The sequence below is a fragment of the Mesorhizobium sp. M1399 genome (assembly GCF_040317735.1).
Classification (GTDB): domain Bacteria; phylum Pseudomonadota; class Alphaproteobacteria; order Rhizobiales; family Rhizobiaceae; genus Mesorhizobium.
Genome location: NZ_JAMYKZ010000025.1, coordinates 42,641 through 65,381 on the forward strand (window position 1 = coordinate 42,641; position 22,741 = coordinate 65,381).

Sequence of the window (22,741 nt, forward strand, 5' to 3'; positions counted from 1 at the left end):
CGCGGTGTTTCCCGCGATGAGGAGCTTTGCGCCATGAATTCCGTGCTTCGCCGCCTGGCCATCGCCGCGGCCTGCGCAATCGGCGCAGGCACAGTCGCGGCACTTGCGGCAGGCGGCGGCGACCTCGTCGTGTTCGACTGGTCGGGCTATGAGGACCCGCTGCTGCATCCGGCCTACACCGCCGAACAAGGCGCCGAGCCGACCTTCGCCTTCTTCGGCGACGAGGAAGAGGCCTTTCAGAAAATGCGGGCCGGCTTCAAGGCGGACATTGCGCATCCCTGCTCGCAAAGCGTGGTGAAATGGCGCGAGGCCGGCATGCTGCAGCCGCTCGACACCAGCCGTATCGCCGGCTGGAAGGATCTCAATCCCGGCATCATGGCGATGAAGGATCTCGCCACCACCGCTGACGGCAAGGCCTGGTTCATGCCTTTCGACTGGGGCAATACGGCCCTGCTTTACCGCACCGACAATGTGACGCCGGATCAGGCGCAGTCGCTCAGGATCTTTGCCGATCCGAAGTTCAAGGGGCGCGTTACCATTGGCGACAATGTCGACGACGCCTACGTGCTGGCCAGCCTGGTCATCGGCCTCAAGGACTGGAACAAGATGACCGACGCGCAGTTCAAGGACGCCTCGGCATTTCTGCGTGACGTGCACAAGAACATCCGCTTCTACTGGACCGACGACACCGATATCAATCAGGCCTTCTCCGGCAACGAGGTCGATCTCGCCTGGGGCTGGAACGAGACTTTCGTCACCCTCAAGGGCCAAGGCGTGCCGATCGCCATGAACCGCGATACCAAGGAAGGCCTGTCGACATGGGTGTGCGGCTATGTGCTGATGAAGGACGCACCGGGTGATCTCGACCAGGCCTATGATTTCCTGAACGCTGTCAATGCGCCTGCTGTATCCGACTATCTGGTCAAGACGTTCGGCTATGGCCATGGCAACGCCGCTGCCATGGCGGCGATCGATCCCAAGATCCTGGCCGAGCGCGGCTTCGACGATCTCGACAAGTCCCTCGACAAGACGCTGTTCCAGCAGCCGGTGGCGCCGGAGCTCAAGCAGCGGATGATCGCCGAATTCGAGAAGATCAAGGCCGGCTATTGACGTCCGAGATCGAACGAGCCGAGGTGGTCGTCGTCGGCGCCGGCTTCACCGGCCTGTCGGCGGCGCATGAGCTGAACAACGCTGGCGTCGATTTCGTGCTGCTCGAAGCCCGCGACCGCGTCGGCGGACGCGTCGAAGCCATGCCGAACGGGCTCGGCGAGCGCATCGACAGCGGCGGCCAGTTCCTGTGCGAGGACATGCCCGAACTGATGGCGCTGGTGCGGGCACGCGGCAAGACGCTGGTCGGGACGCATTTCGCCGGCGAATTCATCACCCAACCGCGGATGAGCGAGGCGCAAGCCGAGCGCACTTATGGCACCGCCATGCGAATACGCGAGCGGATGAACGCGATTGCACCGGACGATCCGGCCATTGCCGGTTTGACCGTCGCGGCATGGCTCGATCGCCAGAATGATCCCGATGAAGCCAAGGCGGTCTTTCATTCGCTGATCGAGGGCCTTTGGTGCCTGGCAATGGAAAGGCTGCCGCTGTGGTACCTGATCGACAACGACCGCCGCATCACCAACGAGGTGTCGGAACTGCAGTATTTCGTGCGCGAAACCATGCATTCGCTGGCAGACGACCTGGCCCGCGACCTCGGTGGTCGCCTGCGGCTGAACACGCCGGTCAAGACCATCGAGCGTCGAGCGGAAGGGGTTCGCGTCGTCTCGGCCGCAGGCTCAATCGAGGCGCGAGCGGTGCTGGTCGCAGTCCCGCCGATGATGGCGTCGAGACTGGATTTCGTACCGCTGCTGCCGGCTGCGCTGGAAGCAGCGCTCGGCGTCTGGCAAAGCGGCGCGGTAATCAAGATGCTGGCGCGTTATCCCACGGCCTTCTGGCGCGACAGGGGCTTGAGCGGCATGGTGATGTGGCGCGATCCGCACGGGCTTTTTGCCTGCGACGCCGGCAATGACGACGGTCATCCAGCACTTGTCGTCTTCATCGGCGGGCCGCTGGCCCGGCGCTGGCGCGAACTGGGCGAGGCGGAACTGCGCGCTAAGGTGACGTCAAAACTGGAGCAAGCGCTCGGCGCCGAGGCGGCCGGCTTCTCCGATCTCAGCTACCGTGACTGGACGGACGATCGCTGGAGCGGTGGCGGCTACAGCGACCTTATCGTCGATGCGACGGCAACCAATGCCGAACGCATCATCCGCGCCGGCGCGCCGCCGGTCCATTTCGCCTCGTCGGAGCTGTCGCCGTCATTCCCAGGCTATGTCGAGGGTGCAATCGTCGCCGGGCGAAAAATGGCGCGGCGGTTGATCGAGGAGATCTGAGCGGTATGAAAACGGTCTCGAAGATCGTACTCACCGGTGCGGTCATGGCAGTTACAGGATTTGCGGCTGGCTATTATTCGGCGCCCCACCCAATCGAGATTGGTGAACTCGACAATACCTTAAAGAAGGTCTGCGAATACTCGGCAAGCTCACTTAAAGCTGACCTTCAGGGCGGCTGGCCGATCAACTCATTTGCTGTTTGGAAGTCCGGCGACCGTGCGCATTATCACGTGCTTAGCCAATTGGGTAATCTCAAGTGCGGGTTCGACCCGGAGCTTACAGTCGTCTATTTGCAGAACCATGGATTGGTCGACATTGATGATCTTAAAATGCTGCTGGAGGATTCAAAGAAGGCAGGCGACAATCGATTAAGTGACTATCTGTCCGCCGAATTGGAGGTGAGATAGCGTCAATCTGCCATCGCCACCAAGGCCTCTGGGTCGTAGGCGAGGCGGATCGTGGTGCCGACCGGAATGTCGTCGGCGCCGAAGTCGTTGGTCTCGGTCACCGACAACGGCTTTTCCAGCCCTGGTATCTCGACGATCAAATGGGTGATCTCGCCAAAATAATGGCGCTCGACCACCTTGCCGGCGACCTCGAATTTTGCCGTCGCATCGTCCCACAGAACGCGCAGGCGCTCGGGCCGGATGCCAAGCGTCGCGGCGGTGCCATTGCGCACAAAAGCTTTCGGCTTGTCGGTCTTGACGCGGCCGAAGCCCAGCGTGTCGAGCACCAGCGAGGCGCCGTTCTCCTCGACGATCTCCGCTTTGACGAAATTCATGCCGCCGAGGAAGTCGGCCACCTGGCGATTGACCGGCCGCTGGTAGATCTCCTTCGGCGATGCGACCTGCGCAATCATGCCGCCGAACATCACTGCGATGCGATCCGACATCGCCAGTGCCTCATATTGGTCGTGGGTTACCAGGACAAAGGTGATGCCGACCGCCTGCTGCAGGCGGCGCAGTTCGACCTGCATCTGCTCGCGCAGCTTCTTGTCCAGCGCCGACAGCGGCTCGTCGAGCAAAAGCACTTTTGGGCGCATCACCAGCGCGCGAGCCAGCGCCACGCGCTGGCGCTGGCCGCCGGAAAGCTCGGTGGCGAGCCGCTTGCCGAGGCCGGTCAGCGACACCTGGGCGAGGGCTTCCTCGACGCGGCGCCTTTCCTCCGTGCCGGCCAGCTTCAGCCGCTTCAAGCCATAGGCGACGTTCTGCTCGACATTGAGGTGCGGGAAGATGGCGTAGTTCTGGAACACCATGTTGGTCGGCCGGCCGTTGGCGGGGATGCCTTCCATCGGTTGGCCATCGACGGAGATCGAGCCGCTGGTCGGGTTGTCGAAACCGGCAATCATACGCAACAGCGTGGTCTTGCCGCAGCCGGACGGGCCAAGCAGCGAAAAGAATTCGCCCTCCCTGATGGTCAGCGAGGCGTCGTCCAGCGCCTTGAACGAACCATAGCTGCGCGTGACGTTGCGGATCTCGATCATAGAGCGCTCGATTTGGGGCCGCTCAGGCATGGAGGCCTCCCTCGTTCTGGGTGCGTCTGGCCGCGCGGCGGCGCAGGATTTCGGCGATGGTCATCAAAAGAAACGAGGCAACCAGCAACAGCGTGCCCAGCGCCAGCACGCCGGGCAGTTTCGCGGCGAAACGCAACTGGCCCCAGATATAGATCGGCAGTGTAGCCTCGGTGCCGGTCAGGAAGAAGGCGATGAGGAACTCATCGAGCGAAATGGTGAAGCAGACGAGCAGGCTTGAAATGATCGCCGGCGCCACCATCGGCAGCGTCACCCGCCGAAACGTGCCGAAGGCGCTCTCGCCGAGATCGGCGGAGGCTTCCTCCAGGCTGCGGTCGAAGCCCTCGAAGCCGGCGGTCAGCACCGTCATCGAATAGGGAACGCAGACCAGGACGTGGCCAAGCACGACGGTGAACAGCGACAGGCTCAAACCGAGTTGCAGGATCACCAGTAGCAAGGAGATGGCAACGATGATTTCGGGCAGTACCAGCGGCGCCATGATCAGGCCGTTGATGGCGCGGCGGCCGGGATAGCGGTAGCGGGTGATCGAGCGCGCGGCGAGGATGCCAAGAACGGTCGACAGGATGGAGGCCGATACCCCGACGACCAGGCTGTTCCAGGTGGCGTCGAGCAGCGCCGGCGTGCGCGGCAGGTCGTGGTACCATTTCAAGGTGAAGCCGGAGAGCGGGAATTTCGGCGTCGCGGCGGTGTTGATGGAGAAGATCGGCAGGAAGATAACCGGCAGATAGAGAAACACGACGTAGAGGAACGCATAGGCCGGCAGCAATCGGCCCGGCAGCAAGCGGCGCATCGCCGTCATCGCGCCGGCCTCATCGTGCCAGCCGCTGGGCGGCACGGATGATCAGAACCGTGGCGCCTGCGATCAGCGTCACAACCAGCATCGTGGTGACGGAGAGTGCAGCACCCAGCGGCCAATTGGAGGCCTTGCCGAATTGCGCCTGGATGGCATTGGCGATCATGACGCCGTCCTTGCCGCCGACAAGCTTCGGCGTGACGTAATCGCCGACCGTCGGGATCATGACGATCAGCGCTGCCGAAATGATACCGGGCGCCGAAAGCGGCAGCGTCACGCGCAGGAAGGAACGGACAGGGCCATCGCCGAGGTCCGTGGCCGCCTCGACCAGCGTGCGGTCGATTTTTTCCAGCGAGACGAAGATCGGCAGGATGGCGAAGGCTGCCCAGGCGTGGGTCAGCGTGATGATGACGGCAGTCGAATTGTAAAGCAGCGCGGTCGACGGCTCGTCGATGATGCCAAGGCCCATCAGGCCGGAATTGAGCACGCCATTATAGCCGAGGATGACCTTCCACGACATTACCCGCAGCAGATAGCTGGTCCAGAACGGGATGGTGATCAGGAACAGCCACAGGCCCTTGTGGCGGCCGCCGTGGAACGAGATGAAATAGGCGATCGGATAGGCGAGCACGACCGTGAAGAAGCTCACCGTCAGCGAGATGTAGAGCGAGCGCCACAGCAGGTCGCGATAGATCGGCTCGGTCAGCGCAAGGCGGTAGTTTTCAAGCGTGAAGGTATGGTCGACAGTGAGGTAATTCTGCGTCCAGAAGGAGTGCGCGATGACCGCCAGGATCGGCAGCACCAGAAGTATCAGCGCATAGACGAAGGTCGGGCTGATCAGGGCAAGACCCTGAACGGGTTCTGATTGCAGAAGGGCGTTTCGCCTCGCCCGCGTCATGCCGAAAGCGGGCGACCCTTCCGCGGCCACCATCATTGCAGGCCCTCGGGCAGGGTCTCCGGCGTGATTTCGGTTGCTGGCGCGGACTGTCCTGCCATGCGGCATCCCATTGCTGAAACCGGCTATCTGTTCCCACTTTATGCCCAGGGCGCAATCGTGCTCCGAGCTTGCCGGCTTTCTTTCATCATGCGCGCATCGGCGGATTGAAATCAAGCGCTATTTCTGCAATATTGATTGAACGGCCATTCAAAATGAACGAAGAAAGCCGAGCTTTCCTGGAGCGTGAACCAGCTTCGTGTCCGGTGAAATTGCGGCATACAATGCGAGGCGAAGATGGCGGCGGCAAGAGACATCACTTCGACCGAAATGGCTGGAGCCGGCGCTCAGGATGCCGTCGAACTGGCCAAGCGCCATCTTGTCCAGCCCTGGCCGTTCGCCGGCTCGGTCGGCGCGGAGGCACGCGCCCTGATCGGCGCGGGCGAGGGCATCTACATCACCGATGCCACCGGCAAGCGGCTGATCGACGGACCGGCGGGCATGTGGTGCATCAATGTCGGCCACCGTCGCGAAGAGCTCGCCAAGGTAATGTACGACCAGGCGATGGCGCTGTCCTACAACACGCCGTGGTACACGATGAATGCGCCGTCGGCGGAACTGGCCATGCGAATCGCCGGCCACGCGCCGGGCGATCTCAGCCATGTTTTCTTCACCACGGGCGGCTCCTCGGCGGTCGAGACGGCGCTGCGCTTTATGCAATTTTACAACAATGTGCGCGGCCGCCCGGAAAAGAAGCTGATCCTGAGCCGGGGCGGCGCGTATCACGGCTCGACCTATCTGTCGGCCTCGCTTAACGGGCGTCCGCGCGACCGTGACTGGATGGATGGCGCAGACGAGCTGGTCGTCAAATTGTCCTCACCCGATCCGTTCCGCCGTCCGAAGGGCATGAGCGTTGCCGCTTTCACCGATGCGCTGGTCGCTGAATTCCGCGATATGGTCGCCCGTGTCGGCGCCGACAGGATCGGTGCTTTCGTCGGCGAGCCGGTGCAGGCGTCGGGCGGCGTCATCGTGCCGCCGGAGGGCTATCTCCAGCGCATCCGGACGATCTGCCGCGACAACGACATCCTCTATATTTCCGACGAGGTGGTGACCGCCTTCGGCCGGCTTGGCCATGTCTTTGCCTCCGGCGAGGTGTTCGGCATCGAGCCCGACATGATCACCTTTGCGAAAGGGGTGACCTCAGGCTATTTCCCGCTCGGCGGCGTCATCCTTTCGGAACGGCTGCTGGAGGAGCTGCGCCGCTCGAACCATCCGGACGCCATGTTCGGCCATGGCCTGACCTACACCAGCCATCCGGTCGGCTGCGCGGTGGCGCTGAAGAACCTCGATATTCTGGACGAAAGCGTGCTGGCCCATACGCGCGAGGTCGCGCCCTACTTCCAGGCGCAACTGAAGACGCTGGAGGAATTGCCGGTGGTCGGTGAGGTGCGCGGCATGGGGCTGATGGGCTGCGTCGAATGCGTCGCCGACCGCGACAGCAAGGATCCACTGCAGCTCGACAAGGATGTCGGCAAACGCATCGACGCGCATTGCCACGAGCTCGGCCTGTTGGTCCGGCCGCTGATTAACATGTGCGTGATGTCGCCGCCATTGATCATCACGCGCGAGCAGATCGACGACATGGTGTCGATCCTGCGCGAAGGCATTTCGCGCACGATGGACGATCTGCGCCGGGAAGGCGTCTGGCGGGGATAAGCGTTTATCGCCGGCAATCTCGCCATTGCTGACAGCGGTCGTTCGCGCTTACGATGTACGGCAGGGCCTCGATCGCCTGCATCTGGCCGCATCTCTGGGAAACAAACATTGACCGACCTATCGGACCTGTTCGGCCTCGCCGGCAAAACCGCTTTCATCTCCGGATCGAGCCGCGGAATCGGCTTTGCCATGGCGAAGGCGCTGGCGAGCGCCGGCGCGACGGTGATCATCAATGGGCGGGACGAAGACCACGTTCAAAAGGCACTCGGATCGTTGGCCGAATCCGGTATCCAGGCGATCGGCTCCACCTTCGACGTGACCGTGGCTGAAGACGTCGAGCGTGAAATCGGCAGGCTGGAAGCAGAGCGCGGCCCGATCGATATTCTCGTCAACAATGCCGGCATGCAGCACCGCGCGCCATTCGCCGATTTCCCGCTCGACATGTTCGACAGATTGATGCGGACAAACCTTTACAGTGCATTCTATGTCACCCGGCCGGTGGTCCGCTCGATGATGGCCCGCAAGACCGGGTCCATAATCAACATATGTTCGGTGCAAAGCGAACTGGGGCGTTCCTCGATCGTGCCATACACGGCATCGAAGGGTGCGATGAAAATGCTGACCAAGGGGCTTGCCACCGAGCTTGGCCCACACGGCATCAGAGTCAATGGTATCGGCCCAGGCTACTTCCGGACAGAACTGAACGAGGCGCTGGTGCAAGACGCCGAATTCTCGCGCTGGCTGGTCGGGCGCACACCGCTGGCCAGATGGGGCGAAGTCGACGAACTGGGCGGCGCCGCGATCTTCCTGGCATCCAATGCATCGAGCTTCATGACGGGCCAGATCATCTATGTCGACGGCGGCATGACCGGCTCGGTGTGAGCGCGGGCGTCGCGGTCGCTGTTGGGGCACGATCAGGGCGCCGCGCCGCCATCCTTTGGCTAGCTTCGGCGACCCTCATCTCGACACGTCCAGCGCTGCTGAACATCCTTATACGATGGCCCGGTCCCAACCGCCATAATGCGCGGCGCTGCGCGTGCCGCGCGGCAGGCTGAGCCCGACCAGCAGCGCTCCGATCGCCAGATTGGCTAGGCTCGCCGCCGCACCGCCGGCGAGGATAAAGGGAGAGAGGGCGATCCAGGCTCCAAGCGCGATGTTCAGAAAGCGGACGGCGCGCGCCACTTCGGCCATCGCAGTAACGGCGACCATTATGACCAGGCAGCCGGTGACATGGTCGCTGAAGTAGAGCGGCGGGCTTGTGCCGAAGGCGAGCGGCGTGATCATCAGCAGGGCGCCGGCGAGGGTGCTGGCGACTAGGGTCCATGGGAAGTTCACACCGCCGGTGACGAAGTCCCGCGCCAAAGCGAGATAACGCGAGACGAACAGGCCGACAAAGGCGAGGCCGATTATGGGAATGCGCTGGGTGAAGAGCGAGGGCGAATAGCTCCAGCCGAGCGGCCGGTCGTCATCGGCGGCAAGGGCACGCCGGCTGATACCCGGCGTTGGCGGGACCATCACCGCGAACGCGACGATCAGCATGCCGGCCAGCGTGTCGGTCGCGTAGGCTCCGGCGCTGGTGGTCCAGAACAGGAGCGGCGCGAACATCACCCAAACCCCGATCGAGGCGGTGATCCATTGCAGTCCGCGCCAGCGCCGGCGCATGCCTACAAGCGCCAGCGACAGGATGGCGAGGCCGGATACGATCTCACTGATGCCGAGCCTTCCGTCGCGCGTCTCCGGCGAGGCGATCTCATGTCCGAGCGCCGGCGGAATCGGTGCTGAAGCGGGATCGAACAGGCCGAGCGTGAAGGGCGCCGCCACGAGCCACAGTCCGATGGCAACATTGGTCAGTGGCGCCCAGAGCGTTGCGGCCCGGTGGCGTTCGGTTTCCACCTCGACCTCGTCGTCCGAGCGCTCGAGCGGACGCCGCAGCCTTGCGGCGGCCTGGTCGAGCTCGGGCGCGGAAGCGGCGACCGCCGACGGTTCAAGCTTGTTCTTCTTGTACCAGTCGGTGGGATCCGCCTTCAGCCGCCGGATCATTTCCGGCAAGGTAGCGGTCAGGCTGTGCCGCGGCTTCCAGCCAAGCAGCCGCCTGGCGCGGGAGATGTCGATCTCGTAGTGATCGTCGGCGTTCTCGATCATCCATAGCTTGATGTCGGTCTCCTGGTCGAAAACCTTCTCCTGCATCCAGGCGCCGAGCTTCGTCACCTCCTTGGGCAGGGACAGGTCCGCCAGATCTCGCCATGCAGGAGCCGCCCAATCTGCTTCTGCATCTCGTCGTAGGACGGCGTCTGCTCTTCGCCGATCAGCAGTACGGTCTCGTCGGGAAGCTCGCTGCGCCGGTCGACGGTGCGCACTACGGCGTCGACGAGGTCGTCCAGGTGCAGGTAAGGCTGTCCGGTGGTGATGTCGCCGGTGAAAAGATAGGCGGTCGGCATGCGCTCGAAAATGCGGGCGATCTGCTGGGCGATGAAGGCGGCGTGGCAATCCTCGTCATAGACACCCGCCAGTCGCAGGATCGCAACCTTGATGTCGCCGTGCTCCTTCAGGATCAGTGTCTCGGTCTCGGCCTTCGATCTCGGATAGGCCCAGGCCGGATCGATCGGCGATCGCTCGTTGATCTTGGCGCCCTTCACCGGGCTCGGCGCATGCACCAGCAACGTGCTCGAAAACACGAACTGCTCCGTCTCGAGCCCCCTCAGCGCGTTCAGCAGCCGGCGCGTTCCCTCGACGGTCACCGCGCCGTATTTCGGATTATCCTCGCCGGTCGTGTCGTAATAGGCCGCGAGATGGATCACCGAGGCAATGCGGCCGCCACTCCGTTCGCGCACCTCGGCCAGCGCCTTCGCCGCGCTCGTATCCGAGGTAAGGTCGATCTCGATCGTCTCGACGCCGGGCAAGGACCGCCTGGCAACATCAAGGCCGATGATGTCGTGGCGCTCCGTCAGGCCGCGAGCGATGGCCTGGCCCAGAAACCCGCTGCTGCCTGTGATCAGGACGGTGGGACGGGTTTTGCCGGTCATGGCGAATCTCCTTGGCGGTAGCGAGATGAAAGGGGCCAAATGCTTTCAGTCGCACACTCGGAACCATGTTCGTTGAGAACGGTTCCCGATGAGGTGGCATCACGGAATGGATGCGCGCGGCGATCCGTCAGACCGACTGCCATTCGCTCCGGCGGATTGCATTCGTGCACAAGTGCAGGACGACTGCCATTGGCCTACCGGTCGCGAAGTGCAGCAGTCAGAATGTCGATCAGCAGCTTGCCGCAGCGACGATCTGGATCGCGGTCGGGATCATAGATCGTCACCTCCATCCCAATCACGCGTGAATCATTGCACCATGTGCGAAGAGCTTCGACGGCTTCGTCGGGCAAGACACCGCCGGCTTCCGGCGTATCGACAGCCGACATGATCTCGCTGTCCAGCACGTCGACATCGAAGTGAACGAATACACCCTCGACGTCCTGCCCTGCGACCGCGTCAAGCGCTACGCGTGCAGCATCGGCGACGCCGCGCCGCCGCACTTCAGCCAAATCCATCCGGTGAACATCGGTGTCGAAGACGGCCTTGGACGTGTAAGTCGCGGGGTCCTGCACATCGCGATAGCCAAACGCGACTACATCGGCCTCACGGACCAAAGGAGTGTGCTCGCCGAAATCGGTCAGGAGCTTCGGTCCATGGCCGGTCACGAAGGCCAAATCCATGCCCGCGGCTCCCTTTGAGGGCGAGGTATCCGGCAATTTGAAATCCGTGTGCCCATCGAAGAAGATAAGGCCGTAGCGGCCACGACGCCGTAGCGCTAGCGCGGGGCCAAGCAACACGCTGCAATCGCCGCCGAGTATGAGCAGGAACCCTCCCGAGTTCAGCTCCTCGCCGACGGCTTCGGCAAGCGTCTCGGAATACTGGCGCAGCGCCTGGGCATTGCGCACGCCCGTCGCAGGGTCCACCTCAGGCCGATAGGGCGGAGCCCGAACCGTGCGCAACGGACCGGCGCCCAAACGGTTGGCGAGACCAAGCGATTGAAGTACCTCCGGCGCCTTCCATGCGCCGGGCTCCGGCTCACCCTCCTGCGGCATCAGCCCAAGATTAGAGGGCGCGCCGAGCAAAGCGATATGTCTCGCCTGAGGGGTGGTTCGTGGCATTGTCGTGCTGGCTACTGAGGACATGATCAGAGTTCTCCGCGTTGTGGGCAATAGGCATCTGCTCAAGAAACAGGCTGCGCTTTCCTCCCGGTCTCCCGTCGGCTTTGCCGCCGAGTACCTCCGGGGCCTTGCCGCCGAGTACCTCTGGGTCGGTGTTACGCGTAAGGGAACATTTCGAGCGAAGACGTCGATGTTGTCCCGCAGATGCAGTCACTGATTCGCCTTGGGCAGCGGCACCGTCCCACGCTGCAGGAGCGGAGCTCGATACCGGTCGTTTGGGCCATATCGGGTTTCCTAGAGCCGAACTGCCATCTTTGAACTATGCGTGGTGTGCCCGCGTTCTGGCGGCCTTTTGCGCCGCCGCCTTCCTTCCGCTGGCGCCTTTCGTCTCGGCGGCTTTCTTTGCGGCTGCGGAACGCTCCTCAGCCGTCCGGCGCGAGGCCGCACGCTTTGCCTGCTGCGCCAGCGCCTCGTGCGACGCTGTGCTCTTCGGCTCGTGCTCGAGCGCCTTGGAGACGGCTTTCGAGACCCGCGGGCGGCGTTTCGGCGTGCGTTCGCCCTGGCCGGCCTCATAGGCGTATTCGGCGCTTTTGCGCGTGCTCTCCTTCACCTTGCCCTTTTTGGGCGGGGGCAGGTCTACGCCTGCGCGTCTCGCCTCGGAAAGCCCGATGGCGATAGCCTGCTGGGTCGAGCGCGCGCCGTGCTCGCCGCGGCGGATTTTATCGATCTCCTCGTGCACGAACTCGCCGGCCTGCGTGCTCGGCGATTTGCCCTCGCGCTTGTCCTTTCGGGCCTTCTCGATGGTTTTCTTGTCCGGCATTGTCTTTCTCCCAACTAGGGGTTGCGACAGCCATTTGGGTTGCAGCTGCGCGCTGTTTTACGAGGACCTTAACGCGTTGAGGACGCAAATGATCCCGGGACTGGTGATCCAACCTCCAGCTGTCAGGACGTGGACGCCGATCTGTCCGAAATCAGATGGCGCAAGAACCATCGGCTCGCGAGATCCGCGACTTCGTCCAGCGCTGCCATGGGCGAAGAGCACAAGGCCGCGGGCATCCGGGGCAACGAAAGATTGCCCTCGAGCGTGATAGGGAACATGCACGACGTGCTCGCTATCCCGGTCCATATCCACCTCCGCTATGTCGATCTGATGCCAGGCGCCGGACCCGCACTCGCATGCCCAGCCAATTCCTCTTCGGAAGCGGCAGGCTTGTCGGAAGCGGCAGGCTTGGGCACGGACCTGGCGAGGAGCGCGCGGACCTCTTCATCGCTCGTCTGTGAGAAATCCACGTACCACCGCCCGACACCGAGCAGCGGCTCTGGTGTCGTCGCGCAAACGACCTCGTCTGCGTCCGCCCGCATCGCGTCGCAAGTGTCGGGGCTACCGACGGGAACGGCCGCGACGATATGGGCGGCGTGGTTTTTTCGCAGCGCCTTGATCCCGGCCCGCATGGTCGATCCGGTCGCAAGCCCGTCATCCACGAGGATAATGGTTCGTCCGTTCAACTGCGGTGGGGGCCGCCCGTCCCTATAGAGGTGCTCGCGGCGCAGAAGCTCTTTTTCCTCCGTTGCGGCGACTGCGTCGATGACATGTGGCGGGATCGCGAGACTGCTGACGATTTCGTCGTTGAGGACGCGTACGCCGAAGGGCGCGATCGCTCCCATGGCCAGCTCCTCGTGACCGGGGACGCCGAGCTTGCGCACGACGAAGACGTCGAGCGGTGCCTTGAGCGCCTGCGCGACCTCGTAGCCGACCGGCACGCCGCCTCTGGGCAGCGCCAACACGGTCACGTCGTCGCGCCCGGCAAAGCGAACGAGCTCTCCGGCGAGTCGCCGCCCGGCCTCGCGGCGATCTGAAAAGATGATAGCCATGATCTTCAATCCGCGTGCATCTGTTTTTCCGGTGGATGTTTTCACCAGCCTGCGGCGACATCCCGTGGGATGGCTGCGACGCCGGGTACCGTTTTGGAACTCGCTCGCTGCCTGGACGTTCCAAGAATAGTTTCGATCGCGAGGTGCCGGCACGTGCATTGGCGCGGGATCGAGAGGATAGCGGTCGCACAAGCCTCGTCCGGCCAGCTGGCAATCTCGCGATGCGCGGCAACAGCGCGTTTGGCGACTTGTTGCCTCAGCAATCAGAGAGAGGAAATATGCCATGCAAGTTCAGGAGATCATGAGCCGTCGGACCGAACTGGTCGGCCCGAACACGACAATCAGGGATGCCGCCCGGAAAATGCGGGCCGACAATCTCGGTGCCCTTCCGGTCGGCGAGAATGACAGGCTGGTCGGCATGGTGACGGACCGCGACATCGTGATGCGCGGCGTCGCCGAGGAGCGCTCAGCCGGCAACACGACCGTTCGCGAGGTCATGTCCGAGCATGTCTATTGGTGCTTCGACGATGCCGATATCACCGATGCGGCGAAGATCATGGCCAAGCATCAGGTGCGTCGTCTTCCGGTGATCAACCACGACAAGCGCCTCGTCGGCGTCATTGCCTTGGCCGACCTCGGGCGGACCGGTGAGGAAGCCGCCAAAATCGCTCTCGAAGGCGTTTCCGAGGCGACGGACGATCCCCGGCGCTAGACGCCCTGAGCGGTTGCCGCCGTGCTCGCCGCTCTCCTTCCACAGGGGCTGAACGCCGCCTGCTCAGGCAGCCTCCAGTTTGGCAACTATCGCGCTTTCACTTCTATGCGGCGTGTTTTGTCCTTTGCAGCGGGATTCTTCGGAAGCTCGACAGCCAAAACGCCGTTCCTGAAAGTGGCCTGCACCTTGTCGGCATCGATCTCCGTTTCCAGGGGGATGGTCCGCTGAAACCGGCCATAACTGCGTTCGCTGTAAGTGCGGCCGCCGTTGCCTTCCTTCTGCTCCGAACGCTTCTCGCCCGTAATGGAGAGGGTGTTGTCGCGCAGCTCGAGCTCAACATCCTTCTGCTCGAGCCCCGGCAATTCGGCGGTGACCTTATAGGCTTGGTCTGTTTCATATACGTCGACGCTCGGCCAAAGACCGCCGGCCGTAGTCGCTTCGGCCATTGGCGCAAAGAAGTCGTCGAACAGGCGATCAATCTGCCGGTGAAATGACGTGAGCGGGTCTCGCGCGGATGGGTAGAGGCTGCGCGATGGCGTCCTGGGCGCCAAATCGTGATGTGCCATGGTTCTTCTCCTGTTTTTCGTGTCTGCATCATTCGTCGCCATGTGATCGGCGACGGCAAAATAAAACTCGTCCGCCCATGAGGATGTTCCGAGCGCCGGCCAAGAAAGGCGGTCGAAAAAACAGCGGCAAAAAGCCGGCCCAAATTCCCTCATGACGGAACCTCCGACAATGAATGCGCGTCAGGACATGCCCATCGGGGAACAACGGGCCGGTACGGCTGTTTGGTCACATCAGCCGTAATCGGATTTGATCGGAGGATTTCGATGAACGCCACCGGACTCGACGTATTCGACAAGACCCTGCAGACCACGAACATCTGGCTCGACGAGATCATGGACGAGATCGGGCCGGATCGGCAGGTCGCATGGCACATTCTCGGAGCGGTGCTGCACGCCCTGCGCGACCGTATGCAACCGGACCTTGCAGCTCACCTCGGCTCGCAGCTGCCGATTCTGGTGCGCGGCGCCTTCTATGACCAATATCAGCCTTCCAAAGCTCCCGAGAAGGTGCGGTCGCTCGACGAGTTTCTGGCCAAGATCAAGGCGGAGTTGGAATTCACCCGTCCGGTCGATTCCAAGGATGCCTTCAGGGTCGTGTCCAAGGTGCTCGCCCATCACGTCGGAGAAGGACAGATGCACAAGGTCTGGGAATCCCTGCCAGGAGAGATCAGACGCATCGCCGAAGCTCAACAAGCGGCGTGAACGACGCCGGCGCGGGTTTCTCGGTCGCAACCTCCTTGGGGAAATAGCAATGCCACTCACCCTTATCAGCCCGGCGTTCCGGGCAGGCGGAAGAATTCCCGAAAAATATGCGCGTGACGGCCAGAACGTCTCGCCGCCGCTGAAGTGGTCCGGTGTTCCGGATGGTACCAAGAGCCTTGTTCTTGTCGTGCGGGATCCCGATGCGCCAAGCGGGATTTTCGGGCACTGGGCGGTCTTCAACATCCCGCCGGATGCCGGCGGACTCGCCGAGGCCGAAGACGGCAAGCCCGGCCCATCGGCCCTCAGGCAAGGCACCAACGATTTCGGCAATGCCTATTACGATGGTCCGCAGCCGCCTGCAGGGCACGGCGTCCACCATTACCACTTCCTACTGGCCGCGCTCGATGTGCCGAGCCTCAGCGTACCAGGACAGGCGGGCGTGCATCAGGTCTGGAAGCAAGCCCAGAAACACGCATTGGAGGAGACGGAGTTGGTCGGAACCTACGAACGGCCGGCGTGACGCGGGCCGCGCCGATCGCCGCCTTCACAGTGGCCGCCTTCACAATGTAATCTGGGCAAGCGGTTTTCGGGCAGGGCCGTGGATGACCGAACCGTCGGCGGCGAAGATCGAGCCGTGGCAGGGACAATCCCAGGTGTGGTCCACATTGTTCCAGGTTACGGTGCAGCCTTTGTGGGTGCAGGTCGCCGAAACCGCCTGGAGTGCGCCTTCGGTGTCTCTCCAGGCCGCAATCTTTTCGTCTCCCCTGACGATCACGCCACCCATGCCGGGCGCAATGTCGTGGGTGCTCGAGACGATCGATTGACTGCGGCCATTCTTGTGGAAGTCCTCGGGATAGGGCCGCGCCGGATCGTAGAGTTTTTGCCATGGGCTCGGGCGGGCGCAAATCAGGTCGGCGATCATCGTGCCCACGGCCGTCCCGTTGGTGATGCCCCAGGCGTTAAAGCCCGTGGCAATGCGGAAGCCGGCGGCCTTGGTGGGATCGGGTTCGCCGGCGTATGGGATCCTGTCGGCCGTATCATAGTCCTCGTTGCACCAGCGCCACGCGACGTCGCCGACCGGAAGGTTCTTTCTTGTCCATTTTTCCAGTTCGACAAACCGCTTCGCCAAGTCGCCATCCCAGCCGGTGTTGAATTTGGGGCCAAGCGTGACCAGCAGCGGACCTTCGGCATCACGGCCTGTGCGAATGGAATGCGTCGGCTCGTCGATGCCGATGAACATGCCGTCGACAGGGAGGGGATCATCGATCCGAAAGGCCATCACGGTGTGGCAGCGCGGTTGCGTCCGGTTCGCCATGCCGACGGGGCTCTTCACCGTCATGTTGGTGGAGACGACGACGTGCCCGGCATCAACGGCGCCGCCATCGGTAACGACGCGCCAGCGGCTTGCCTCGTCGATCGAGGTGGCGCGGCTGTTTTCAAAGATCCGACCGCCACGGGCCGTCACCGCTTCCGCCAGACCAACCAGATACATCGCCGGATTGAACTGCGCCTGGTCGGGGAACCGTAATGCCGCGGCCGTTTCGAAAGGCAGCGGTGCGCGTTCGAGAACCTCGGCCTCTAGCCCGACCTGGCGCGCGGCCTCCGCCTCGGCCGCGACCTCCGCGCGCCGGCGATCGTCGCAGGTGTAGGTATAGGCTTCCTTGCTCTCGAGATCGCAGGCGATGGCGTAGTTGTTAACCCAATCGCGGATTTGTCGGGCGCCGGCGGAATTCGCATCGGCGTAGACCTGGGCCAACTCCCGGCCGACAGTGTCGATGAGATGACGATAGATCAGCGTATGCTGCGTGGTGATCTTGGCCGTCGAGCGGCCGGTCACCTGGCCGCCCGTGCGCAGGCCTTCGAGGACGACCACCGATCGGCCCGCCTCGCAAAGCCGAAGCGCCGTCGTCAGCCCGACAATTCCAGCCCCCACGACAACGGCGTCCGCATGGATCGAACCTTCGAGCTGGGGATAGTTCGTGGATCTGGCTGCCGCCACCCAACAGCTTCCCGGTTTTCCCAAGAGAATGGCCATTTCAACCGCGTTCCTTGCGTCTCGGTGCACTTCCATCGACAACCGCGCCGGCAGAGGAACGTTCCCGAGCTTGGTCGCTTTCAATCATTGTCTCGCCACCCCGGGTCAGAAAAGCACCAGGAAGATGTGAGGTGCAGGCCATCACCCACGTGATCGCCTCGCGATCGTATTCGTCGCCGGAGCGCCAGTCCTCGAAGAAGGCGTTCAGCCTATCGACACGCCCCGGCCAGATACCGGCGGCCTGCAGGCCGAGCGAAACGCCGTAATTGGTGAAGGCGAACTTGGTGTCGCCCAGCCATGGGGCACGGCTGAAATAGCCGGGCGGGTCGACCCACATCGTTTCCAGGGTTCGCAGGGAACGCCTCGTCTGGGCCTCGGCCCACGGCTCGTCGGGAAAGAAATGGGCGAGCCACAGCATCATGCCGAGGCCGAGGTCCTGCTCGATGTCGAGGGTGCGCCAATCGCGCTGCATCAGATCACGCATTTGCGCGATCTCGGGCGCCAGTGCGTCCTCATCGAGCGTCCGGTAAGAGACGTAGCCGTCATAGGCATCCATGCTGCCGAGACCGTAGCCAGGATATGGGCTGCTTAGATCCTCCTGCATCTTCCAGATCACACCGCGGCCGGGGACCACAAATGCCGGGTGAATGTCACGCGCCAGCGCAATGCCGCGCTTGCGGTATTCCGGCTTCAGATCGCCGAGGCGCGCCAAGGCGAACAGCCACATCGCGAGATAGTGGAAGTACTGGCCGTCGCGATCGGCCGCTTCGCCGATCCTCAGTCCGCGCCGGCGGCCGAGCACACGCTCGACATTGGCGACCAGCCGCTCGGCCGCGTCCAGCCAGCGCTGTTCGCCAGTTTCTGTGTAAAGCGAGACGTAGAGCACGACCCCGAATGCATCGGTCCACAGATATCGCAAGCCGTTGGGCCAGATGCCTTCGGCGCGCATCCAGTCGAGTTTTCGCAGGACGTAGTCGACGTCACGCAGCATCGTGCCAAAGCCCGAACTGGCCGAGCCGGCCGATGTTCGGTGTCGCGCGATTGTGAGCATGCAGAATTTCGAGCATGTCTCTCCTCCGTTGCGGTCGATCTGGCCAGATACCGCGAAACGATCTGATCGGCGGCAGGTTCCTTGGCGCTTTCAACGGCGCGACCGGGAACCCTCCGCCTAGTCATAAGTTTGCGAATTGGCCTTGGACGGTGCGGGGACCACGTGGCCCGAACTCATGCCCGGACTGGCCGAGCGGAGCAGTACAGAAAGCGACAATCGCGCGAACAAGACAAAGTGCACTGTCACCGTATTTGTGTTTTGGAAGTCAGTTGCCGCGTCTATTTTTCCACGGAACCTTCCAGCGAGAGCATCGTAAACAACGGGATGCGGGAGGTTGCAGCCTTTCGATCAAGGAGGCAAAATTGCGACACCGCCAAGTCAAAGTTAACGGAGACGCTATTTTCTTTCGCGAGGACGGCCCGGCCGACGCTCCGGTGCTTCTGCTGCCGCACGGCTATCCCTGCTCGTCCTATCAGTTTCGAAGGCTGATGCCTGGACTGGCAGATCGCTGGCACACGTTCGCGCCGGATTTTCCTGGCTTCGGTTACAGCGCCACGCCCGACATGGCTGCATTCGGCTACGATTTCGATGCCTATGCCGGGTTTCTGGCGGCTTTCGCTGACGCGCTCGGCCTATCCCGCTATGCGCTGTGGCTGCACGACTATGGCTCGCAGATCGGATTGCGCCACGCCATCGCCTATCCGGAGCGCGTTGCCGCGCTTATCATCCAGAACGGCGACATCTACGAAGACGTGCTCGGCCCGAAATACGCAGCCATCAAGATGTATTGGAACGATAAGACGTCCGAGAAGCATCGCCCGCTGGAAGATGCGGTCAGCGAGGAGGGCTTCCGGCACGAGTTCATCGGTGAAGTTGGCGAGGCCGTGGCCGAGCGCGTGCCACCGGATCTGTGGAAACTCCATTGGCCTCTGATGGACACGCCAGCCCGTCGGCGGCTTGCGGTCGGCCTGATGGAGAAGCTGGAGGGGAACCTCAACTGGTTCCCGAAATACCAAGCTTATCTGCGCAAACGGCAACCGCCGACACTGATCGTCTGGGGTCCCGAGGACGGCTATATGCCGGCCGCATCGGCCCGCGCCTACAAACGCGACTTGCCGCAAGCTGAGTTCCACCTCCTCGATGGCGCCGGCCACTGGCTTCTGGAAACCCATTTCGATGAGGCGCTTGCGTTGGTGCGCGACTTCCTTGCACGCGTCCACGGCTGATGACCGATGCATCCCTCGGGTAACCTATTGAAAGCATGGTGAACCGACCGGTCTGTGGCGAACCAGTCTCCGTTTGATATTTCCTGCTAACAGGCAAAAAGCAGGGTATTTGTGCGAATGCGCGCTTTGGGCGGGCAGAACATCAATATCTTGTCGCGATGTCAGCTACTTAGTGGGAGATTTCCTGCGCGAGGCGTCAGGGAATATCGACCAGATTTGCGTGAATATTCGCGGCCGCCGGTGAATTAACAGGGAAATCCGTTGTCGTTATGTGGGATGCGATTGCCGTTAGCTGGGATCGAATGTTCGTTATCCGGGAACGCGCTGCCGTCTTGCGGAAAATGAACGCGCAATAACGGTTCGAATCGCGCTTGCGAGGGAATGCAATGCTCTCACCCGGAAAGACCTTGTCATAGCGCGGGAGGCGATTGTCGACTCGCAAGAGGCTATCTCAAGGCGATGAGCAGTAACCGACGGCGGGGGTGAATAGGGGTATTTTGCTGACTTGGCCGTTCATGAGACGCAGAGTGTAGTTTACGATATCTCGGTTCTGGATCGAGGCCCGGCTTTGATCTGATGGACCTAGGCCGCTCGCCGTCGATCCGGCCAGTTGTTAGGTCCGCCGCTTCAACGAACTAGCTGAGCTGAGCTTAACGATTCGGTATTGATTTGAGCGTTTCGAACTCGATCAGGTCGAGGGTAGCTGTGGTGACCTCCTCTACTCGCACGCGATGCACACAGTAGACGCCACCGGGATTGTTCGGCTTGCACAAGTTGGGAGCAGCGCATTGGCAGGGCAGCCGAGGCGCCACGATCCGATGCGGAACTCCGAGCGGCCCCCAAATGTCCGGCGGTGTCAAGCCGTAAAGGCCGACGACAGGAGTCCCTACTGATGCCGCCAGATGCATGGAACCACTCTCATTTCCTAGAAAGATAACGGCGTCGTCAAGCAATGCCGTCAGTGCGACTAGCACCCCGTGCCGGGTCAACCTCGCCGTCGGGAAGTACCGACCGGTGCGGAACCAAGCGGATTCACGCTTGTCGGCAGCGGACGCCGGCGGTTGGCGGTCTGCACTCGAGCAGGCTCCCAATTAGCGAGACAAGCGTCCAGAGCGGAGGCCAATCTTGGCACGCGACTTCGCCAGCCTGAACGACCGCTCTCCTCGGCTTAGTCAAGCATACCTACGGAATGATGCGCCTGGCCGGTGACAAATGAATCTCTGCTGGACCGCCGATATGGGGAGGCGCTCGCAAATCGCGCCCTACGCGCGGGTTGATCTGTTGATCAACATCAAAGCTTGAATATGAGAAATGCGCCAACTGTGACGGCAGTGGTCACCGTGGCTCGAGTGTCAGCAGATGTGGTAAGGGTGAGTGTCGGCGAGTAGCAGAGGTCCAGCAACAATGACTTTGAGGCGAACCAGAGCTTACGGCACATCCGGCTTGGTTCTAGCGGTTTGCACTGTGTTTGCTTGGCAGAACGCCGCTGCCGCTCAAAATTGCGACGCAGCCGCGACGCCTGGCGTCAATTGGCAAGAGTGTGACAAGAAGCTTCTCATCCTAGATGGACAGGACCTGAGCGGGGCGAACCTGTTCGGTGTTGATTTCACTTCGACCGACCTCAGGAACACCAATCTCCGTGCGGCAAATCTTGAGAAGGCAACTCTTGTGCGTGCTTCCTTGGCCGACTCGACCGCCAAAGGCGCCCGGTTCGACAGAATCGAGGGCTACAGGACCGACTTCAGCCGTATGGACGCGCAGGGCGCTGTGTTTGCGAGCGCGGAAATGCAGCGCTCGAATTTCCAGGACGCCAATCTGACCAATGTTGATTTCACAAAGGCAGAACTGGGGCGTGCGCAGTTCCATGACGCCGATATCAGCGGCAGCCGCTTCTCGTTTGCCAATCTCGCACGGGCGGACTTCCGAGGAGCGAGGTTCACCGCGCCGATAGACTTTGACCGCGCCTTTTTCTTTCTGACCCGTATCGAGGGTGTCGATCTTTCCAATTCGGCGGGTCTGTCCCAGTGGCAGCTCAACATGGCTTGCGGAGACGCCCGGACCGAGTTGCCTTCTGGCTTGACGAGGCCTGAAGATTGGCCCTGTCAATTCCAGCAGGAATAGTTGTCGGCAAGCGAACTGCGGCAATGCTGCACCCGACAGGATTCGAACCTGTAACTTCTGCCTTCGGAGGGCGCAGATCGTCCGCCAAAGTGGCACGTTTCTGCGGTATTGCTATTGGCGAAATCGCGGCCGAAGGGTGTTTGTATCGTCGAGAATGACTACCATCGTCGTGATTATCATTCAGAAGCCTGGCACCAACGCGTCGATCATACTCGCCTCGCAGCACTTGACATAGGCCGCGGCATCTTGGGGGCTTAAGCTTTCGTCGGTCAAACGCCTGTCGAATGCATCTAGAGTATCCGTCTTGGTCAAGGAAGGGATGGCGACCATTTCCGGTCGTCCCTGATGAGGGCGTTAGCGAGAACGACGAGCTTTCTCATGATGGCGGTTAAGGCGAGTTTTGCAGGTTTTCCGCCGTCTCGGAGGTCTTGGTATTTTGTCTTGAGTGACTGATTGAAACGGACCGCGACGAGGGCTGGCATGTAGAGCGCCTGCCTGACCGACGATCTTCCTCCCCGGATGAAGCACTTGCCCTTCCACTGCCCCGACTGGCGATCGACCGGTGCGAGGCCGGCGAGGCTTGCGACCTGCTTGTTGGCAAGGGTTCCCAACTTCGGCATGTCGGCGATGATGGCGAAGGCTGTGACTTCGCCAAGGCCTGGGATACTAGTGAGGATGTCGAAGCGACGGACAAGATCTGGCTCGCGGGCGACCAGCGTACGACATTCGGCGTCGATCGCATTGATCTGGGTGGTGATTTGCCTGAGCCGCTGCTCGGCCTGGCGCTTCAAAAGCGGGATGGTCAGGTTCTTCTGCCTGTTCTGCGCGGCGGTACGGTCCTTGACCAATGCGCGGGGGACTGTCGGGAATTCTGTGCGCGAGGCCATGATGATGGAAAGGAGAGAATCATCGCATGGCTATTGAGAAGGAACTTCTGGACCAACTGCTTGCCGGCCG

Annotated in this window: 21 protein-coding genes and 1 pseudogene; 10 read left to right on the forward strand and 12 right to left on the reverse strand. The window is 62.1% G+C overall.

Annotation, left to right across the window (positions count from 1 at the left end; genetic code table 11):
• Nucleotides 1–33 precede the first annotated feature (33 nt).
• From NKH05_RS29495 to NKH05_RS29505, 3 genes are read left to right on the forward strand one after another with little or no spacing between them, the layout of a single operon-like run.
• The gene (locus NKH05_RS29495; protein ID WP_352908505.1) at nucleotides 34–1,110 is read left to right on the forward strand and encodes an extracellular solute-binding protein; all 1,077 of its coding nucleotides are present in this window, start codon (nucleotides 34–36) and stop codon (nucleotides 1,108–1,110) included.
• Nucleotides 1,107–2,384, forward strand: coding sequence for a flavin monoamine oxidase family protein (locus NKH05_RS29500; protein ID WP_352480840.1), 1,278 nt, complete (start codon nucleotides 1,107–1,109; stop codon nucleotides 2,382–2,384). Before NKH05_RS29495 ends, NKH05_RS29500 begins: the two co-directional genes overlap by 4 nt.
• 5 nt (nucleotides 2,385–2,389) lie before the next feature.
• Entirely contained in the window at nucleotides 2,390–2,791 is a 402-nt protein-coding gene (locus tag NKH05_RS29505; RefSeq protein ID WP_352480839.1) for a hypothetical protein, read from the forward strand.
• 2 nt (nucleotides 2,792–2,793) lie between these two features.
• Here the strand turns inward: NKH05_RS29505 and NKH05_RS29510 are convergent, their stop codons facing one another.
• The 3 genes from NKH05_RS29510 to NKH05_RS29520 are packed head-to-tail and all read right to left on the reverse strand — an operon-like array spanning nucleotide 2,794 to nucleotide 5,642.
• Nucleotides 2,794–3,867 (reverse strand): ABC transporter ATP-binding protein, encoded by a 1,074-nt coding sequence (locus NKH05_RS29510; RefSeq protein WP_352481109.1) that lies wholly within the window; start codon nucleotides 3,865–3,867, stop codon nucleotides 2,794–2,796.
• A 22-nt stretch (nucleotides 3,868–3,889) separates the two neighbouring features.
• Complete coding sequence (locus NKH05_RS29515; protein WP_023720898.1) at nucleotides 3,890–4,714, reverse strand: ABC transporter permease; 825 nt, start codon at nucleotides 4,712–4,714, stop codon at nucleotides 3,890–3,892.
• Nucleotides 4,715–4,724: 10 nt separating this feature from the next.
• Nucleotides 4,725–5,642, reverse strand: coding sequence for an ABC transporter permease (locus tag NKH05_RS29520; RefSeq protein ID WP_352480838.1), 918 nt, complete (start codon nucleotides 5,640–5,642; stop codon nucleotides 4,725–4,727).
• 297 nt (nucleotides 5,643–5,939) lie between these two features.
• On the opposite strand from NKH05_RS29520, the gene NKH05_RS29525 reads away from it, so the two are divergent.
• Nucleotides 5,940–7,358, forward strand: a complete 1,419-nt coding sequence (locus NKH05_RS29525; protein WP_352480837.1) for an aminotransferase — start codon at nucleotides 5,940–5,942, stop codon at nucleotides 7,356–7,358.
• Nucleotides 7,359–7,466: 108 nt separating this feature from the next.
• On the forward strand, nucleotides 7,467–8,240 hold the full coding sequence (locus NKH05_RS29530) for a glucose 1-dehydrogenase (protein ID WP_352494204.1): 774 nt from the start codon (nucleotides 7,467–7,469) through the stop codon (nucleotides 8,238–8,240).
• A 108-nt stretch (nucleotides 8,241–8,348) separates the two neighbouring features.
• Here the strand turns inward: NKH05_RS29530 and NKH05_RS29535 are convergent.
• The 4 genes and pseudogenes from NKH05_RS29535 to NKH05_RS29550 form a co-directional block, all read right to left on the reverse strand.
• Nucleotides 8,349–10,381 (reverse strand): annotated as a pseudogene (locus NKH05_RS29535) (NAD-dependent epimerase/dehydratase family protein).
• Nucleotides 10,382–10,575: 194 nt separating this feature from the next.
• Nucleotides 10,576–11,463, reverse strand: coding sequence for an arginase family protein (locus tag NKH05_RS29540; protein ID WP_352855472.1), 888 nt, complete (start codon nucleotides 11,461–11,463; stop codon nucleotides 10,576–10,578).
• 355 nt (nucleotides 11,464–11,818) lie between these two features.
• Nucleotides 11,819–12,319 (reverse strand): DUF6496 domain-containing protein, encoded by a 501-nt coding sequence (locus NKH05_RS29545; RefSeq protein WP_353026718.1) that lies wholly within the window; start codon nucleotides 12,317–12,319, stop codon nucleotides 11,819–11,821.
• 317 nt (nucleotides 12,320–12,636) lie between these two features.
• Complete coding sequence (locus NKH05_RS29550; RefSeq protein WP_352855474.1) at nucleotides 12,637–13,371, reverse strand: phosphoribosyltransferase; 735 nt, start codon at nucleotides 13,369–13,371, stop codon at nucleotides 12,637–12,639.
• A 301-nt stretch (nucleotides 13,372–13,672) separates the two neighbouring features.
• Between NKH05_RS29550 and NKH05_RS29555 the strand changes: the two genes are divergently transcribed.
• Nucleotides 13,673–14,083, forward strand: a complete 411-nt coding sequence (locus NKH05_RS29555) for a CBS domain-containing protein (RefSeq protein ID WP_352847246.1) — start codon at nucleotides 13,673–13,675, stop codon at nucleotides 14,081–14,083.
• An 86-nt stretch (nucleotides 14,084–14,169) separates the two neighbouring features.
• Here the strand turns inward: NKH05_RS29555 and NKH05_RS29560 are convergent, their stop codons facing one another.
• Nucleotides 14,170–14,802, reverse strand: coding sequence for an Hsp20/alpha crystallin family protein (locus NKH05_RS29560; RefSeq protein WP_352855478.1), 633 nt, complete (start codon nucleotides 14,800–14,802; stop codon nucleotides 14,170–14,172).
• A gap of 111 nt (nucleotides 14,803–14,913) precedes the next feature.
• On the opposite strand from NKH05_RS29560, the gene NKH05_RS29565 reads away from it, so the two are divergent.
• Together NKH05_RS29565 and NKH05_RS29570 are read left to right on the forward strand one after the other, a co-directional pair.
• The gene (locus NKH05_RS29565; RefSeq protein WP_352855480.1) at nucleotides 14,914–15,351 is read left to right on the forward strand and encodes a DUF2267 domain-containing protein; all 438 of its coding nucleotides are present in this window, start codon (nucleotides 14,914–14,916) and stop codon (nucleotides 15,349–15,351) included.
• A 49-nt stretch (nucleotides 15,352–15,400) separates the two neighbouring features.
• Complete coding sequence (locus tag NKH05_RS29570; RefSeq protein WP_352471470.1) at nucleotides 15,401–15,871, forward strand: YbhB/YbcL family Raf kinase inhibitor-like protein; 471 nt, start codon at nucleotides 15,401–15,403, stop codon at nucleotides 15,869–15,871.
• A gap of 39 nt (nucleotides 15,872–15,910) precedes the next feature.
• On the opposite strand, the gene NKH05_RS29575 is transcribed toward NKH05_RS29570, so the two are convergent.
• Together NKH05_RS29575 and NKH05_RS29580 are read right to left on the reverse strand one after the other, a co-directional pair.
• A complete protein-coding gene (locus NKH05_RS29575) occupies nucleotides 15,911–17,386 on the reverse strand; it encodes an FAD-dependent oxidoreductase (RefSeq protein ID WP_352494207.1) in 1,476 nt (491 codons plus the stop codon).
• 1 nt (nucleotide 17,387) lies between these two features.
• Nucleotides 17,388–18,437 carry a hypothetical protein gene (locus NKH05_RS29580; protein WP_353026720.1) on the reverse strand — a complete coding sequence of 350 codons (1,050 nt, stop codon included), beginning with the start codon at nucleotides 18,435–18,437 and terminating at the stop codon, nucleotides 17,388–17,390.
• A gap of 362 nt (nucleotides 18,438–18,799) precedes the next feature.
• Here NKH05_RS29580 and NKH05_RS29585 point away from each other — a divergent pair, with 362 nt between their 5' ends.
• Nucleotides 18,800–19,663: an alpha/beta fold hydrolase gene (locus NKH05_RS29585; RefSeq protein ID WP_245278662.1), complete on the forward strand. Its 864-nt coding sequence runs from the start codon at nucleotides 18,800–18,802 to the stop codon at nucleotides 19,661–19,663.
• Between the two features lie 650 nt (nucleotides 19,664–20,313).
• Here NKH05_RS29585 and NKH05_RS29590 read toward each other — a convergent pair.
• Nucleotides 20,314–20,637: a glycosyltransferase family 9 protein gene (locus NKH05_RS29590; protein WP_352908503.1), complete on the reverse strand. Its 324-nt coding sequence runs from the start codon at nucleotides 20,635–20,637 to the stop codon at nucleotides 20,314–20,316.
• A 430-nt stretch (nucleotides 20,638–21,067) separates the two neighbouring features.
• Between NKH05_RS29590 and NKH05_RS29595 the strand changes: the two genes are divergently transcribed.
• Nucleotides 21,068–21,784 (forward strand): pentapeptide repeat-containing protein, encoded by a 717-nt coding sequence (locus NKH05_RS29595; RefSeq protein ID WP_352588401.1) that lies wholly within the window; start codon nucleotides 21,068–21,070, stop codon nucleotides 21,782–21,784.
• A 308-nt stretch (nucleotides 21,785–22,092) separates the two neighbouring features.
• On the opposite strand, the gene NKH05_RS29600 is transcribed toward NKH05_RS29595, so the two are convergent.
• A complete protein-coding gene (locus NKH05_RS29600) occupies nucleotides 22,093–22,575 on the reverse strand; it encodes a transposase (protein WP_353026721.1) in 483 nt (160 codons plus the stop codon).
• Between the last annotated feature and the right edge of the window lie 166 nt (nucleotides 22,576–22,741).